Source organism: Paenibacillus oryziterrae (genome assembly GCF_042610485.1).
In the GTDB taxonomy this organism is placed as follows: domain Bacteria; phylum Bacillota; class Bacilli; order Paenibacillales; family Paenibacillaceae; genus Paenibacillus_AQ.
This window is the reverse complement of the sequence record NZ_JBGJZO010000008.1, coordinates 74,439-90,642: the sequence shown is the minus strand read 5'-3', so window position 1 is coordinate 90,642 and position 16,204 is coordinate 74,439. Positions and strand designations below refer to the sequence as shown.

General features: G+C 51.9%; 8 protein-coding genes. All 8 read right to left on the bottom strand.

Features of this window, described 5'->3' with window-relative positions; genetic code table 11:
* Window positions 1-36: 36 nt before the first annotated feature.
* Window positions 37-1,950, bottom strand: a complete 1,914-nt coding sequence (locus ACAN55_RS11195) for a copper resistance CopC/CopD family protein (protein ID WP_379132162.1) — start codon at window positions 1,948-1,950, stop codon at window positions 37-39.
* 162 nt (window positions 1,951-2,112) lie between these two features.
* Window positions 2,113-5,139, bottom strand: coding sequence for a GAP1-N2 domain-containing protein (locus ACAN55_RS11190; protein ID WP_379132159.1), 3,027 nt, complete (start codon window positions 5,137-5,139; stop codon window positions 2,113-2,115).
* Entirely contained in the window at window positions 5,136-6,398 is a 1,263-nt protein-coding gene (locus ACAN55_RS11185; protein ID WP_379132156.1) for a TRAFAC clade GTPase domain-containing protein, read from the bottom strand. The genes ACAN55_RS11190 and ACAN55_RS11185 overlap by 4 nt, the downstream gene beginning before the upstream one ends.
* Before the next feature lie 92 nt (window positions 6,399-6,490).
* The gene (locus ACAN55_RS11180; protein WP_379132153.1) at window positions 6,491-7,132 is read right to left on the bottom strand and encodes a beta-mannanase; all 642 of its coding nucleotides are present in this window, start codon (window positions 7,130-7,132) and stop codon (window positions 6,491-6,493) included.
* A 23-nt stretch (window positions 7,133-7,155) separates the two neighbouring features.
* Window positions 7,156-8,433 carry a vWA domain-containing protein gene (locus ACAN55_RS11175; protein WP_379132150.1) on the bottom strand — a complete coding sequence of 426 codons (1,278 nt, stop codon included), beginning with the start codon at window positions 8,431-8,433 and terminating at the stop codon, window positions 7,156-7,158.
* A 44-nt stretch (window positions 8,434-8,477) separates the two neighbouring features.
* Window positions 8,478-10,883 (bottom strand): transcription initiation factor TFIID, encoded by a 2,406-nt coding sequence (locus tag ACAN55_RS11170; RefSeq protein ID WP_379132147.1) that lies wholly within the window; start codon window positions 10,881-10,883, stop codon window positions 8,478-8,480.
* Window positions 10,884-10,887: 4 nt separating this feature from the next.
* Window positions 10,888-14,277: a tubulin-like doman-containing protein gene (locus ACAN55_RS11165; RefSeq protein WP_379132144.1), complete on the bottom strand. Its 3,390-nt coding sequence runs from the start codon at window positions 14,275-14,277 to the stop codon at window positions 10,888-10,890.
* 81 nt (window positions 14,278-14,358) lie between these two features.
* Window positions 14,359-16,134: a vWA domain-containing protein gene (locus ACAN55_RS11160; RefSeq protein ID WP_379132415.1), complete on the bottom strand. Its 1,776-nt coding sequence runs from the start codon at window positions 16,132-16,134 to the stop codon at window positions 14,359-14,361.
* Window positions 16,135-16,204 lie beyond the last annotated feature (70 nt).

Sequence of the window (16,204 nt, the reverse complement as noted above, 5' to 3'; positions counted from 1 at the left end):
GGGAAGCTCTTGGGATGCCGTCTTGCAGGTCTTTAATTACAGGGTTAGCTGCTTCTCGTAAGTATGAATCTTGCCCGCAGCGTCAGTGAAGGTTAACGTAACCTCCCACTCTCCTCCCCCGGTAAAATAATCCCCCTTCGCTTCATACATGTACTTGTCAAACCCTTCATAGCCATAGGGGTCAGGGCCTCCTCCAAGTGATTTTAGCTTAATAGATGCAGAGGTACCCTCATCACCGCCAGGAATAAGGACGGCTTCTGCTTCGGTGGGAGCCTCATTTCCTGTAGGCAGCCATACATCCATCCGCAGTGTCTGCCCGGAATTCTCATCGAACTCAATCCTCATAGACATATGAGCCGTATCCCCCATCACATGCCAATAGACCGGAGAGGCAACAAACGATTGGGCTGGAGGGGAAGTACCTGACAACATCCCCGCCAGAATAATAGCAGCAACAGCCAATATAATCTCCAGACGGATGGCTTGTATAAAGCCTCTTGGAATAACATCAACTTCTGCACCGGTTTTCTCAGCGAGCTTCTGATTCATCCTTGGAATCAACACCAATCGGTGTAGAGCGGCAATAACCAGAATCAATAAAGTGATAAGTGATTTAAGCAGAACCAGCTGCCCATATGGACTGTGGATTAGTAGCCCCCAGCTCCCGAGCCTGAATAAGGCCAAGAAGATCCCGCTTACGGCAACAGCAACAACCGACGGTAATGCAATAGCGGAGAAACGAAGGATAAGCTGATTTAGCCGGGAATAGGTTATCCCTGACTTCTCTCTGCCATGTATAACCGCGAGCAGCCCGCCTACACCGCCGAACCAGATAGCAGCAGCGCCGATATGCAGAATTTGGGCGGGGACGGCAAACATTCTGGCCGCATCATCTCCCGCCGCATGGCCTGTCAAAGGAAATAACACGATAAGCATAATAACTGCTGCAACCTTCACCAGAAGTGCTGGAAAGGATGTCCCCCCTGATCCCAGCGCCGCCAATACCAGGAGTCCAGCGGCCGCAGGACGCAGCCATGATGCGGTTCCGGCAAAGGTGTCTGTAATCACATTCAGCCACACTTCCGCATAACTTCCCGTACCCGGACCACCTAGCTCATGGGCTAGTGTACCCGTATGCACTACACCGGAGATAATAAAGATGAGGAAAGCCATAATGTATAGAATTCGCTCATTCCGGAGCGAGAATAAGGCAGGCAGGTTATATTCGCCATTCCCCCAAATTCCATACCGGAACAGGATAAAACCAGTGGCAGTGATTGCTGCCAATATATCTAATACGCGAATGAATTTCTCTAGCGCACCATACGAAACAACACCCTCTTCTGCCAATGCTCCCTTTTCAGATCCCGTATTATTTCCTGCCGCCGCAGTCTGCAAATTGCCCGCAGCTGGCGAAACTGCTGATGGTTCTGCCGTTACCGGATTTGGCGACGCACTGGGTGCGGAGCTGGGTGCAGCACTGGGTGCGGCACTCACCGTTACACCTCCCGCAGTTGTTGTGCCTGAGGTTGTGCCTGTTGTTGTACCTGTTGTTGTGCCTGTTGCAGGCACCTCTGTTGCCGCCGGATCTTCGGCGATAGTGAAACTAAAAGAGCCCTCGGTGACATGGGTATCCGCAGCAAGCACCCGGTAGCTCACGCTATACTCTCCTGCTACCAGATCAGGGATCTGATAGATGAACCAGTTGTCTTTTTCCGTACCCGGCTTGCCGTCAATCTTTCTTCCGGTTTGATCTTTTACCGTGATACTGCTAATGGAGGCATCAAATTTCTCACTATATTGAATTTTGATTTCGGCAGGTGATTGTTTAAGTATGGCATCGGCTGAAGGAATCGTCTGCTTCACCTTGGCGTGGGCACTAACCGGGGACGGGAGCAGAAATACAGCAATCATCAGCAGGATCAAAAGTGGATACATTCGTTGCTTCATCCGATTTACCCTCCTAAGCGGCTTACACAAATTATGATCGAACTTCTCTTTATAACCCCATTATAAGTGACATTTATCACACTTGCTGTGAATTTTATGTGTCCCGCTCCATACAAAAAACACTCCTGAAGCTTCAGGAGTGTCTATACATCGATTATATAATCAATCGGTTGGTTCCGGTGTTGCGCTGTCATCGTCTGCCGAATTTGTGTCGTCAGTAGCCGGTGATGCCGAAGGTGCAGGTGAAGAGGTTGGTGCGGCCGATGGTTCAGCCATTAGTGTGAGTGTGTAACCCTCGGCTTTGATCAGACTTCCTTTGAGAAGAGCGGCTTTAGTTTCAAGTACGACCTCTGCTTGGAAAGGCAAGTTTGGTGTTGCCGGCAATGCCGTAGCAGTCTCCGTAGATGCAGTGTTGCTGCCACCTCCCTGGGCTGAATCAGTCACTGCAACCGAACTAGTCGCTGTAACAGAATCAGTCCCTTCAGCGGAATCAGTCACTGCAGCGGAATCAGTATTCACCGCTGTTTCATCACTCTCCGGAGCAGCACTTGAAGGTGTTTCCGTCACAGTGCAGGACTTCGTCACAGCAGATACCCTATAGGATTCCGAGACACCGCCCGAAGACTCAACGCTTACCTCTTCCGGGTTAAACAATTCACAGTCAGTCGCTACAGCGAACTTGAACAGCAGACTGCTGCCCTCTCCTTCACTTGTACGGGTGTCCAGATATACAGCAGCCATATCAGTAGTTGGCTCTGAGCCTACACCCGCAGTTGGTCCAGGACTTGTCTGCGGCAGAGCTGTATCTTTCCCCCCTGAACCCAGCACATTGATCAGGATAAGTGTAATCAGCAGGATTGAGACTAAGAGCATGCCGGAGATCATCAGTTGAAATCGGCTCCGTTGTATCCACCTTGCCAAGGGTGAGGACAGCTTGGACCGGATTTCACTGTACACATTTTGCAGGGCAGGGCCTGCTGCTGCGACAACATTTTTGCGGAAATCACGATTCTTGAAAGCTTCACGGTCATGGGTCAGGAAGTATTTCATGATCGCCCGGCGATATTCCGGCTGCAGCTTCTTGCTTGAAATCATAAACAGAGGGTTGCCATCCGACCAGGCCAGAAAACGGTACATCGTCTCTTCCTGAAACCCGGGTTTGCTCCGGATCAGCTCGAACAGCGCCGCATAATCCAGCGGACCTCCCTCACGGCTATTGCTGTAATAAAAAGCCAAGGGAAGCCGGTCAAACGGCTCTACCTGATTACTTGCCTTCAGCCACCGCCTGCCGAGTAGCTGTACGTCATCGAGCTCCTGTGGTGTCAGCTCAGCAAACAGCTCGACATCCGGTTTCTCTTCTCCGAACCAGCGGTATGCAGCCCGGAGCACATTGGCTTTACGTTTGCTCACATAATCCAGCGGCGGACTCCATTCCGTCACCCCTGATGGGAAATGTACAAAGGGCAATTCGAGCAGTTGTTCCTGAGTAATATCTTCGAGTGACAAGTTCTGGAGCAAATAACGGTCCGCCGCCGAAGCCATAGTCTGCAGCAGTATCAAGGTTTCCGGAGATACCCCAGAGCCCTTGCGCCGTTCTTTTTCCACTCTTTGCACCGTATCGTGAACAGCAGCTACAGCAGTGACTGCTTCCTTCTCCAGCTTCAGCTTCTCCAGCAGATAGTCTCTCACAGCATCCTTCACAAAAGGCAGCTGCAGTGCTTCCGGCAGGAAGCGGCCCCAATTGACCACAAAGCTCATAATATCCGCGGCCCGTCCTGCTGCTCCAAGCCGTGCTTCCACATAGGGCTCAAACAGCGCACCCCGGAACACCGGCTGCGACAGTAGCCTCGTGAAGAAGGCTCTGCCCAATTCATCATCGCTCTCGATAATGCTGTAAGCCGCCTTGACCACATCATCCTGTCCTGCCGCCTGGCTGTTCAGCATTCCGTTGATGAAATAATCGACGATTTTGCCTTTATAGGTGTGGCCCTTCAGCGAAAAATACGCCTTGAAGCTGTCCATAATGGCCGGAACCAGGATGCCCTTTTGCCGGATAAGATCAAATTCACGGTCAAACCGTTCCAGAAACAAATCATTCAGCCTGACTTTGGAATCAAGCGCACCCTCCGCTTTCAGGTAAGAGAGCAGCCCGCTAAGCACGGAGATTTTATTGTCCTCGTAAAGGGCTTCATTTCCCTGTTCAATTTCATAAAATACCGCCAGTTCATTGTATACGGCAAGCGAGGTGCTGCGTTCTCCGTCCCGGCCCTTCAGCATCTCCCCGGAAAAGGACGCAAAGTCCTCCAGAGATGATACATTCGTATGAAGCGCATTCCAGGCAAAGTCGGCATAGGGCTGGCGTTGCGCTCCAAAGTCAACATTCGCGGTACGTCCGGACGCCAGATCAATAATAAAATCCTTCTCGATGCTGCGGTCACCCGGGCGCAGTGAGCCTTTCTCCACAAAGGTTATATGGATATATTTACGGCTCTTGGGCTCGTTGGCATACGTGATGACACCCAGCCTCCGGCGGAATTCATAGGGAAGCGTGCGGAACAGCACCTCCGTCAGCTCAGCGGCGCGGATAGACAACTCGCTAATCGGCACATCAAGTGTGATATAGATTTTCTTCTTGCCCGCTACAGCAGTCATCACCGCTTGAAGCAGGTTTTTGAACAAGACTTCATCGATGCCGAGCGAGTTCAGCACTGCAGCCGGCTCCCGGCCCCTTGTACTTCTGTCTACTGGAATCTCTGAAAGCTCGGGTAAAACGGCTCCTGGCTCATCCTTCAGCTCACGGGCAAAGTCGGCATGCAGCCAGTCACTGTAGCGGTGTAGGATTTCATCCCCTCTGGACGCCGGAACGATAAAGTTATGGGCGAAAAAAGCGCTCCGCTGTCCAGTGAAATCCGTTGCTTGATAGCTGCTGCTGCCAATAACCGTCTCACCAGTCTCTGTATGGAACAGGTGAAGCGCGGCGGGATACTGCGACTCATCCTTCTCCCCGCGGGACGAAAGCTCCGCCGGAGCATCATAGAGGCAGAAAGGATGCAGTATTTTTTTAATAAAATTATTGTCCAGTCCTTCAGACTTCGCTACAGTGTCAAAGCCTTCGGTGGCACGGTAAATCCCCCGCCGCTCGCGGGTATACATCTGCTGGGTGATCAGCGGGGCTTGCGATCTATTCACTGGCCGTCGCTCCCCTCAATGAAGCCCAGCTTGTGCAACAGCCAGATGAATGGCTCATCCACGCGTATCGGGCTGACGACCCCCTCCACCTTCTGATTCACCGGGTTGCTTCCCAGAGCGGATACGGCAAAATAAGCGGTATTCGAAAAATACACATCCATCGTATCTTTAAACGGACGGTCTACCTTAGAAATGAAGCGGCTGATCTCGCCGTCAATGTTATGGAATTCGTCCAGATTCAGACTTTTGCGGTGCACATAATTGTTGAACACATTGCTGTTGGACTTGATATAGTCGCCGTCATTATCCTTCAGCGAATGGAGCATATCGCTTTTGGTCAGCACTACAGCAGTTGGGATATCCGTTCTGCTCTTCTCCTGATAGGCAATGAAATCCCCGAACATCGTCAGTACCACGTCACGCGGTTCATCATACTGCGAAACCCATTCCCCCGGGCGGTCCCCGAGGTTAATATGGATCTTCTCACGGATGGAACGGATCTGCAGCGGGTCCACCATGAACAGGATGCCTGCCGAATTCTTGATATGCTGTCCATGCAGCCCCAGATAATCCTGATCAACCATCCCTTCCCCCGCCACATCGAAGAACACGAGTGTCAAAGGCGGCTTGTCGTCATTTTTAAAAACAAATTGGAATATAAACGGCTCCTGCATTCTCTCCTTCTGCGTGGAAGCCAGCAAATCTCCCCGTTCAAACAGCGGCTCCTCATACAGCGTGCGGAATTTGCGGCTGATTTCAGCATTCAGCGGCATGCAGGCAGCGTCAAAATGACCGGCAGTCGTATGCTGCAGCGTATGAATCAGCGAGGTCATATACACCGATTTGCCCACCTGCGACGCACCAATGATCGAGATAATATTGCTCGGCACCTTACCTGCGGTAACCGGCAGTTCATTGTGGCAGGAAGGACACAGCCGTCTGCGCGTGAGCACTCCGTACCGGTCCGTAAGCCCAATCAGCACATGATCAGTAATATGATGGTACTCCTCCGGAATATCCGCAGGTCTAATAATGGCCTCAATATCATCCACCGTGTCGAGACCGAACCGCTCCCGGTATTTGTTCAAGGCATCATCCTCGCCGAGCGCATAATTCTCATCATCCTCGCGGCTGTGCATAGCCCGAAACACAACATCCTCAGGGGAGAATTTGCTGAAGCAGTACGGACATACGATATCGTAAAAAAGCGGCCGCGGCTGCGGCTGGTTCTTCTTCATAAAACGGCTGAAAAAAGACATTCCCATTCCTCCCAAAAGTTCTGTGGACCCGCTTTAGTGATGTGCTTCCCCACAAAACCCGTTTCTTCATAACCAACATTCAAGTTCTTCTGCTACTCAGGCAGCAGCTCATAATAAAGCCCATACTTCCGTCCATCTGTGAAAAAGATCCGCACATAGTCATCCTTGCCGATTTCAATGGGCGGTAATATATTGCGTCCGGGGGCGAAATCCTGTACAAACGGAAAAAGAATACCGTCGTCTTTATTCGCGGGATTACCTCCACGCTTTTTGACATAGCATAGAACCTCTCTCGGGACAGGCACTTCTGCCCGGATCGCCATATGTACCGTCTTCGCCTTCTGAAACAATCCCTTTTTCTGCTGGACGGAATAGTAGACCCGGGCTTTGCCTGCACTGACAACGATAGAGTTGGCCCCATCCTGCTGTCTTACCAGTACCGTTTCGCCATTCTCTGTGTGACGTGCATAGATGGTGTAAGATACCAGACCGATATCATCCAGCCGGTCGCGATAGCCGTTGCCCGCCTTGTATTCCTCACGTGTATACAGCTTCAGCCCGGCGGGTGGATGAGTATGGTTCTCCTGTTCTCCAGCGGGGGCCTTAAGAATACAAACCGCCTGCACACCATCGGGCCAGCGCCATCTTAAGGTGCACCACCGGTCCTCCACCCGCGAAGTCACATCACGGATGACAGGCAAGGAGCCTTCATTATCAACTTCGGTGTACCTCATAGCCGCAGCTCCTTTCAAATCAATTAAAACCCTTTGCTGCTGCGGTCTCTACGCGGATTCTGGAAGCGGCCCGAAACCGGCGGCGTAGAGCTGTCGCCGTTCCGTCCCCGGCGGGTGATACGTCCCTCTCCGATAGGAACCACCACCGTGAACAAGGCAATGATCGCCGCAAGCACCAGTACAGCGATCAGACGAATCAGGGCATCAGCAAAGAAATGTCCGCTTAGGCCAAATTCCAGGATAAGGCCGGCAAGCAGGCCCGATACGGCACCACCGAATCCAAAACTTTTCGCCAGATGGCGGTTATCGAATACAATTCCAAGCCCCAATCCAAGAGCTGCCCCAATCAGGAGCAGGGACAGAATCCGGATAGCGGCATAATAAGGACTGTCCGCTGTATTATCACTGCGTTCCGTAAGCAGCGTACGGTCGCCCAGACGGTCATAGATTTGCTGGAAGACGCCTGCCAGGAGATTCGTATCACTTACATCATAATATTGGCCGCCTGTTGTGCCTGCAATATCCTTTAACAGCTCAGAACCGGATGGATCATCCAGCCCGAGACCGATCGTGTTCACTTTAATGCCTTGATCTAAATACTCCTGCAGCTCGCGGGAAGTATCGAATTCACTGAAACCGTCGGACAGCAGAATGACCATAGCACCACGGTCCCCTGTCTTATCCCCGTTAATCACGCTAAGCGCCTGCGAAAGTGCGCCGCTGATATTCGTGCCGCCTTCAGTCGTCTGCAAATTCGCTATCGCTGCCGTGACCTGATTGACTGAGTCAGTCGTTGAAAGCAGCGTTAGCGGCTGGACAATCTGGGCTTCATCACTGAAGGTCAGAACAGCTACACGGTTGTCTTTATCCATACGGGCAACCAGTCCTTCAGCAGCGGCATATCTGCTGTTACCCGGATCGCTCTGGGTCATACTTCCGGAATCATCAATGACCATGACCACGTCCTTCACCGGTTTCAAGCCGCCGAAATTCAGCTCATACACAAATTCAGTCAAGGCACCAGCAGCCAGCAGCATTACCAGCATCACCGGAAGCAGCTTCCAGGACAGGCCAAGATAACGCTGTTTCCAGGAAGCTCCGTTCAGATGTGGTGATATGATCTCCGCAATCAGCGCGCCAAGCCCGACACCGAGTGCAACAATGGTGAAATAAATACCTACGAGTAGTATGGAAGGCAGTTCCCCGAGCCAGCGGCCAAGCAGAATTTCTCCAAGGATAAAGGCGATCCCCCCGCCGATGATACTGAACAAGAGCAGGAGGAAATTGATTTTTCGCTGCATATAATGCCTCACTCATCCTTTCCTTTACTTATCAGACTAGCCTCTTAGTGAAGGCCGGGAAGCTGCTCCTGACTCACTCCATGAAGTTCATAACCGTTCTGCACATAGGTTTCGTAATAGACCTTGCCGTTGCGGTAATACAGCAGATCCTCCAGGTGGAAGCCGCCCATCAGGTTCAGCTTCTCCACCCCGCTCCGCCGCTCTTCATGCACAAATCCCAGCCGGTAAATCCGTGTTGTCTCGTCCACACCGTAGGCGTAACGCAGAAATTCGGAGGTACTGTCACCAAAGAAATATTTCTCCTCGTGGCGGTGCTCCTGCGTATATTCGAACAGCCTTACATTGATGGTCGCCCCTTCCTCGAGGCTGCGGTAGAGCCGCTTAAACAACTCTTCCCGTGATAACACCTGCCGATTGTCATAAGCTGCCGCAACATTGGCCCTCCGCAGTAATTCCTCTTCGAAAGATAACTCAAAAGGCTCAGCTTTAAGCAGCTCCCGCTGGCAGATATCGATTAATCGTTCCACTACAGCATGAGGACCTTTATCCAGAAGTACGGACAGATTCCCCATAAACCGCTCGCTGAAAAAGATGTCCGGGCCCCTTCCGGCCTCTATCCCTCTCATCACTTCTTCAGTAACCATACGGTAATATTCCATAATATTCTGGCCAAGTTCATCACCGGCATGGCCGAGACTTTCCAGCAGGGTTACCCGAAGTTCTTCCTCAAGCGCGTCCATCTGTCTTACCTTACTTGAGCTCTCCTCATGAAGCTGTTCCAGCGCAGACTCCAGGCGAAGACAAAGAGAAAGCTCATTCTCCAGACGCTGGAGCTCATATTTTTTACCGTAAACGGTTGTAAACAGGTACTGGATGAAATTGCGCACCGTGCGTTTGTCCAGTAGCGGCACCCGCTTAAACGGCTGCTGCTCCACGCTTTCTGCATACAGCGCTGCAAGTTCACCCTCCACCTCACCGATGACAGCGCGCAGGCTTGCCATTTGCTGCCTAAGCTGAACGAGGACACTTCCACCGCCTTCATCCCGCTCAGACGTCCATTTCGAAAGCTGGTAGAACGATACCCCAGGCGGCGAACCGTTCCCGCCGTCAAGCCGTACTCTCCACTCCTGCAGCGGATGGAAATCTTGGAGCCGTTTGCCGGACACCGCAGTAAAGTTATTGCGGAAATAGTTCTCGCCTCCGTCACCGAAGAGCTGCTCCTCCGCCTCACGCAGCGACATTCCTCGCAATTCGTGATAGGAAGGGTGTCCATGGCTCATCAGCCCTGTCATTTCAGCGATTCCCGCTTCATCTGGGAGCAGTTCCCGGGCTTGTTCCCGCAAGGTTTCCGGGTCCAGCATAAGCAGAGTTTGCCGTTCCCTCATATTCAATGAATCTGCTTCACGCATGTCTGACGTAATACGCCGGAAGGCATGGTATAGAACAGCCAGCGCAATCTGCCGGTTCGGCCGCCGCACACTGGAGAACCCGGCAGAAGCATAACCTTGGCGTCCGGTACTGCCCCGAATTCCGCTCTTAAAGGTCATATTGTTGTAGCCGCCTCCTGCAGCCTGATCCGAAGTAGGACGCACCCTGTTCTTCAGCAGGCTGATGTGGGAGATGATCTCGTAATTGTCGCTCATCCCCCCGGGTGACAGCATTCCGCGTTCATTTTTATCAGATAACAGATAGACCAGATCGAATAGCGGTGACGGGCCGTGAGATACCGAAATCGAGAATCCCTCCTCAGTAACTAATAGAGGGGCATTGAACCTGTATTCGGCCGACTGCATATGCTCCAGCTCGCGCAGGAACGCAAGTCCCACCGAGCTGGAATATCCGAAGTTGTCACCCTGCTCTCGCTCCTGAATCAGGGCATACATGTCGGTCTGCACCGACTTGAAGGATTGCCCCAGAACCGCGCGGGCCAGCAGGGTAATCTCTGGCAGGAATACATTAAGCGGGTCATCGACCCGCGTGATGACTGACAAATGAATCACGTCAAAGGAGGAATACAGCCTTCCGTAATCCGCGATGCTGTTGCTTATCCGCCGCAGCGTCCGGTTCATCTCGGCTAGAAAGGATTGGTTATCATAAAACTCACGGTAAATATCGCGCCGTACCGTGCGCTGGTCGAGGCCGGACGTACCCGGTAGCTTTACAGTAAGTACACGCTCATGCCCTGCACTGCCGGAGTAAGCCCCGTCTATGGAGCTGCCGACTCCGCTGCCACCATCAGATACCACATGCAGCGCCATCACACCACCTGCGTTATCCCATTTGCGTTCACAGCTGTCCAGCACAGGGCGGATCGCCGGACCCGCCTTATCACCGACGAACAGGAAAAGGGCAGGATAATGGATGCTGCTGCGTCCGTCTCCTTTGTGCTGTTGTGCCTCTTCCCGCGCGGCATATTGTTCTGCATAGGTTAATGCCGTTACATTGCTCATGCCCTTACTTCAGCTTTCTGCGGATGCTGCTGAGCTTGCCGGTCATATTCTTATAGAAGGCATACATCTCATCCCCGTCGGCATGCTCCACCCGTTCGTATTCAAGACTGTCATGCGCTTCAAGGAAGCTTACATACAGGCCTTCCAGCTTATAGAGCAGAGGAGTCACATCTTCCGCTGCGGTCATCTCACCCGCACGGCGCGCCGCCTTGCGCAGCAGCACACTGCGGCTCTTCTCATCCAGTCCGCGGAAATGACGATATACGGCGTATTCCACATAGCTGCGTTCCTTCATTAAGTTGGCGAATGGCTCCCAATCCTCTTCTTCTTCATCACGGTCATAGACATACAAAGCGCCTTTCTTAACGATGCTGTCCGTGTAAAGTGCTTCAATAAATTGATCCATCCACTTCTCTTCGTCCAGATGCTGATGAAGCAGTGATTCCAGCTCTGCAGCCTTCGCGGCAAGCGCGGCATATTTCGCCAGTTCCTCACGTACGCGGGCAATGAGCTGTGGTGAACGGATCAGATTCTCCTGCGCCAGGTCCTTATTAATACTGCCGAAGATGTCCTTGACGCCCTCGCGTTCCAGGCCACGATCACGCAGATGATTCAATTCATCGGCCGCTTTCTTCACTTCGCCCATATTCGGGCGGCCTGACTGAAGCTGCAGATCATAGCTACGCAGGAAAGAATCGATGTCCAGCGGTTTGGTGAACACCACCAAATACCGGCTGCTCGTGTTCTCATCCACACCTTTTTCCTTAATCACACCAAGCTCCAGTGCTTTGGCGAAATCTGCGCGAACCCGTGAATTATACTCACGGACACGGTTGTTGCTATACGTATCTCCCCATGATTTCTCCGGAATCGGAGAAGGCAGGTACGTCCAGTTCTCCTTGTCTGTCATCACCAGATGGCGGCCGATGCCTTCTTTGTCGAGAATGGTACGCTCGTAATTCTCCTCAAACACCCGAAGCGGTGTATATACGAAGAGCGGTACACCATTGCGTGTATTCAGCCAGAAGATCCGGTTCTTAACTTCGCTCTCCTTAATCGTAAACTGCGATTTACCCAGCGCATTATTCTGATAGTTACGGATCCCCTTCAGGATGCCCGGTGCTTTCACCGGCACCGAGACGAAGCCCCAGGACGGGAAGTGCAGGCTGCCGGAGCTGTTGCTCAGATGGAAGGTCGGTACGGCCTGTTCATCCAGCTTCCCGGCGATAATGCGTTCCACGAACTTGTCGAGCGGTTCCTCACTGCCGTATTTCATAATGAGGAAATCTTCCATGGAGCGGGTGATCAGGTCACCGAACTTGTCGCTCAGGAATTCGGAAATCGAACGGACGACATCAATTTCCTGCTCTCTGACCCAGCGCCCCGAATGGTTCAGCATTTCACGGGTGAAATCACGGATCAGATCATCGCCGTCCTTCTGGTCCATCAGCTTCGAAATGGTCGCGGAGATATCCGGAACATTGACGATATTCCAGTAGTATGTCGTGTTACCTTTATGGTCGGTCTGCTCTTCACCGTTAATCAGGATATCCCCGTTCTTGGCGAAAATGGAGCTAAGCGCGCTTAATATCTCCGTGAACACGCCATAAATGCGGCTGTTCTCTTCATTCAGCAGCTCATACAGATCCTCGTAGAATTCAATCATGCGCTCCGTGCGCTCAACATCGGCATGCAGCCAATATTCATTGATTTTAGCTTCAATATAAGCGTTCTTCTTCTTCTCCTTGGAGACAAAAGCGCTCCGCGCATCTCCCAGCTTCTCCTCTGCGCTATCACGCGCAGTCTCAATATCGCGCGGCAGGCGCAACAGGCTCTCACGAAGAGCCTCGATATAAGAGAGAATCAGCTTCAGAATGCAGAAGCCTTTCTCGGTATACAAGAGGCGTGACACATAGAATGGTCCCTGCTCCGGATGCAGGAAGATCCGCTCCAGCTCTTCCCCGAAACGTCCGACAATTTCGCCGGGAAGCTGCTTTTTGGATTTGATATATTCCTCGCGCGCACGGGCTAAGAAATTCTGCTCCAGCTCCGTATCCATGCTGACGACCTGGTTCTTGATGACATTGGCGTGGCTTAGACGCTCACTGTTCTCATATCCCGGCAGCGGCTCCGGTACACGGGCCTCGAACGTCTTAATCATGCTGTCTAGATCAATGCCGAGTCTGCGGGCGAATTTCTCCACTTCTTCTTGTCCCGGAGCCTGATGGAACATATTCTCCATCTTTTGGAACAAACGGTAAGCCAGATAAGTCGTCATTTCCTCTATTGGCAGCACCGCCGAGGAAGCCCCGATAATGTTGTATTCATAATTAGCGGGATACGTCTTGTTCATCTGGGCAATGTTCGTACGGATATTACTGATATAGTCATGAATAGCGAATTCCTCGCCCGACTGTTTCTCCTCGCTCGCCATGAAGTTCGTGATGTTCTCCGCTGTCACATTCATACAGTAGTCGTAGGCATTCTCCAGCAACTTACCTTCTGTATTCGTCGCAGAGATCAGATGGCACAGATTAAATGGCGGAAGCGGCGAATTCACCGTCAAAATATTGCCGTACTGCTGGCGGAACCGCTCGCCCCGGCTGTCCACGTTCATCCAGTAATCCAGCTCTTTCAGCGCGGCGTAGCCGTTCTTGCGGATATATTCACGGGTGTGCTCGCTAAGGCTTTTATTCGCCAGATTCACATCCGGAGTGAACAGATATCCAAGCGTATTGACGCGGTCGATCCCCGCGGAACCGTAATCACGCTCAATAATGCCGCGTACGATATACGCGATATCGAGGAATGCACCACTTCCGGTACCTCCCGAGAGACCTGTCAGCAGGAATACCATCAGCTTCTTGCTGGTGCCGACAGAAAGCGTCTTGATCTTCTTGTCAATGGCAGCCACAACCTGGTTAATCTTCGTGAACAGCAGCAATCTTCCGGCCTGCCGTACCCCGGCAGCCCCGTTCATACCGTCAGTGATGCTCAGCTCGGGTGACAGCCATTCGGTAATATAAGGCTCTAGGATGCTGCGGTTCTGCAGCAGTCCGCCAATCTCGGCATTGGCCAGCAGCACAAATTCATTCTGCGGGTCGAGGCCGATGCCCTTGTATTTTTTGCCGCGATCCTGCTCGTTCGTCTCAAACGCCAGAAACTCCACATTGTCCGGTTTATCCCGTTTCTTCTTGGACAATGGATCCTCAGGCAGCTTAAAGCGGCGGTTGATCTGATATTTCAGACGCAGCAGCGCGTCAATCCCTGTTCCCCCAAGTCCGATGATCAGCATCGGATTATCAATGGTGTCCACCCTGATCTTGTCGCTGACGATACCTCCGCCCAGGGATACATCAAGTTGCTGAATATGCTCTCTCACTACCGGTTTCATCGTTTTCCTCCTAAAAGTTTTGTGGAGCATAGCTTCGAAGTATAGACCTCATAACAAAACTGGCTTCGAAAGCATACGCCACTAAATCAGATATTCAATCAGAATCGTCTTATCTACACTGTGTAGCGACACTGAGATCCGGTCGCCGTTCTTAAGTTCCAGGCCGCGTGAGGCATCCGTATTGCGTCCCGATTTCTCTACTGTCAAACCTTCTCCGCTTCGTACCAGCACTCGGTCGTTCTTACCCGGAGTGAAGACCAGCTTCTCCGTTTCTTTCAACTCCGGCGCCAGCTGCAGTAGCTGATGCAGCGTGAACTTCCCTTTAAAACCGTTCAGCTTCTTATACTGCGGATAGGTCTTCTCACCGGTATTCTCGTCGCGCACCTCAATCACCATCTGGCCTACAAAGCCGCGGCTTGTTTTTTTCATCCACAGCCATAAAGCAGTTCCAGCCGCCAAGAGCAGCAGCACACCGCCGATGATGAAGTATAGGAGATTTGAAGTTCCTTCTTCAGCAGCAGGCTCCTCATTTACGGCAGGAGTACTAGTTCCAGTGGTTCCGGTCCCTGCAGCTCCGCCCCCCGCATTAATCTTCACCGTATCGCTCTCGCGGTAGAAGCTTTTCTCCTCTGCCCGGACCTTGAGTTCATAATTATGGCTGTCCTTCACCTCAAAGGTTCCTTTGAACACATCTCCCGTATTGTCCATTGGAATTTCTTCGGCAAGTCCGGTATCAGTGTCCGTGGCGATCAGGACCGCATTCATATTTTGATACATGTTGCTGAGAGTGACCTGAGTCCCGTTGCTGAACAAGTGGGATGTGATATCAATCTTGTCTCCTTTTTTGTAGGTAGAGGAGGACAGCGGATCGATTTTCAGCTCCATATCGTAGTTGAATACCAGGTTGATATCAATTTTATCCTTGGCGACACCCTTCACCTGAAGCTTCCAGTCCCCTTGCGCGGGCGACAACAGCTTGATCAGGCTGTAGGTTTTGGATTTGGACAACAGTACATCGTCCGAAGGAATGGCTACGCTATTTCCTGACGGATCCGTCAGCTTCACCGTTACCGGCTGTGACGACATAATCGATATATTAGCCTCCAGTACACTGGCATTCGGCACATTTACAGTCACGTCCTGAAAGTTGCCGTTTGCTGTTATGGACTGGACAGGCACGATCTTGAGCTTGAGATGGCTGGCAAAAATCTCACTCAGAATCTCCGGCAAATCATCGGCTGTATCCGTGGAGAAGGCTTTACCGCCAGTCTGGTCTGAAATATCAGCCAGAATCTCTTTATTGAGCTTGCCGTCGGCGTTCAGGCCGATGGTGTATACGGGATACCCGTTCTTTTTCGCGGTTTCCACCGCATCCTTAAGCTCCTGGTCCGACTGGCTCTGCGTTCTGCCGGATGCTTCATCGAGGTCGTTATTACCGTCTGCCAGCATGACGATCATCGGTTCGTGGGAAGGATCACTGCCGTTCTGCAGCACCTTTACCGCTTCTTCCATCCCAACCGCTATATCCGTGTATGGTCCACGGTCGAGTCCGTCGATGAAATCCTTCAGGTCCTGTTTGTCCCCCGCCGAGTTAATCTGCAGCAGCGCTTTCTCCCGCTGGACCTTGTCCGTGTAGGCAACAATACCTACCTTATCTCCTTGCGTGGACAGCATATCTATGAACATTTTCATAGCTTCACCTGCAATGCTGTTCTTGTCGCTCTTATTCATAGAGTTACTGGTATCCAGCAAAAGCACAGCATCGATGTGTGAAGGTGCCGGTGCAGCAGCATAAGCAGGCATGGCTGCAAAAGGTCCGGTTAACAGACAGATTGCCAGAAATAACGCCGGCAACATTCGGCTGATCCCCGGTTTGAAGAATGATTTAACTTGATGTTTATGAAGCATAAAGATGGCTCCTCTTGTG

Coding starts and splice junctions, on each gene's coding strand:
- ACAN55_RS11175 (WP_379132150.1), bottom strand. CDS start 8,433: ATGCAGCGAAAAATCAATTTCCTCCTGCTCTTGTTCAGTATCATCGGC.
- ACAN55_RS11185 (WP_379132156.1), bottom strand. CDS start 6,398: ATGTCTTTTTTCAGCCGTTTTATGAAGAAGAACCAGCCGCAGCCGCGG.
- ACAN55_RS11160 (WP_379132415.1), bottom strand. CDS start 16,134: ATGTTGCCGGCGTTATTTCTGGCAATCTGTCTGTTAACCGGACCTTTT.
- ACAN55_RS11170 (WP_379132147.1), bottom strand. CDS start 10,883: ATGAGCAATGTAACGGCATTAACCTATGCAGAACAATATGCCGCGCGG.
- ACAN55_RS11180 (WP_379132153.1), bottom strand. CDS start 7,132: ATGAGGTACACCGAAGTTGATAATGAAGGCTCCTTGCCTGTCATCCGT.
- ACAN55_RS11195 (WP_379132162.1), bottom strand. CDS start 1,950: ATGAAGCAACGAATGTATCCACTTTTGATCCTGCTGATGATTGCTGTA.
- ACAN55_RS11165 (WP_379132144.1), bottom strand. CDS start 14,277: ATGAAACCGGTAGTGAGAGAGCATATTCAGCAACTTGATGTATCCCTG.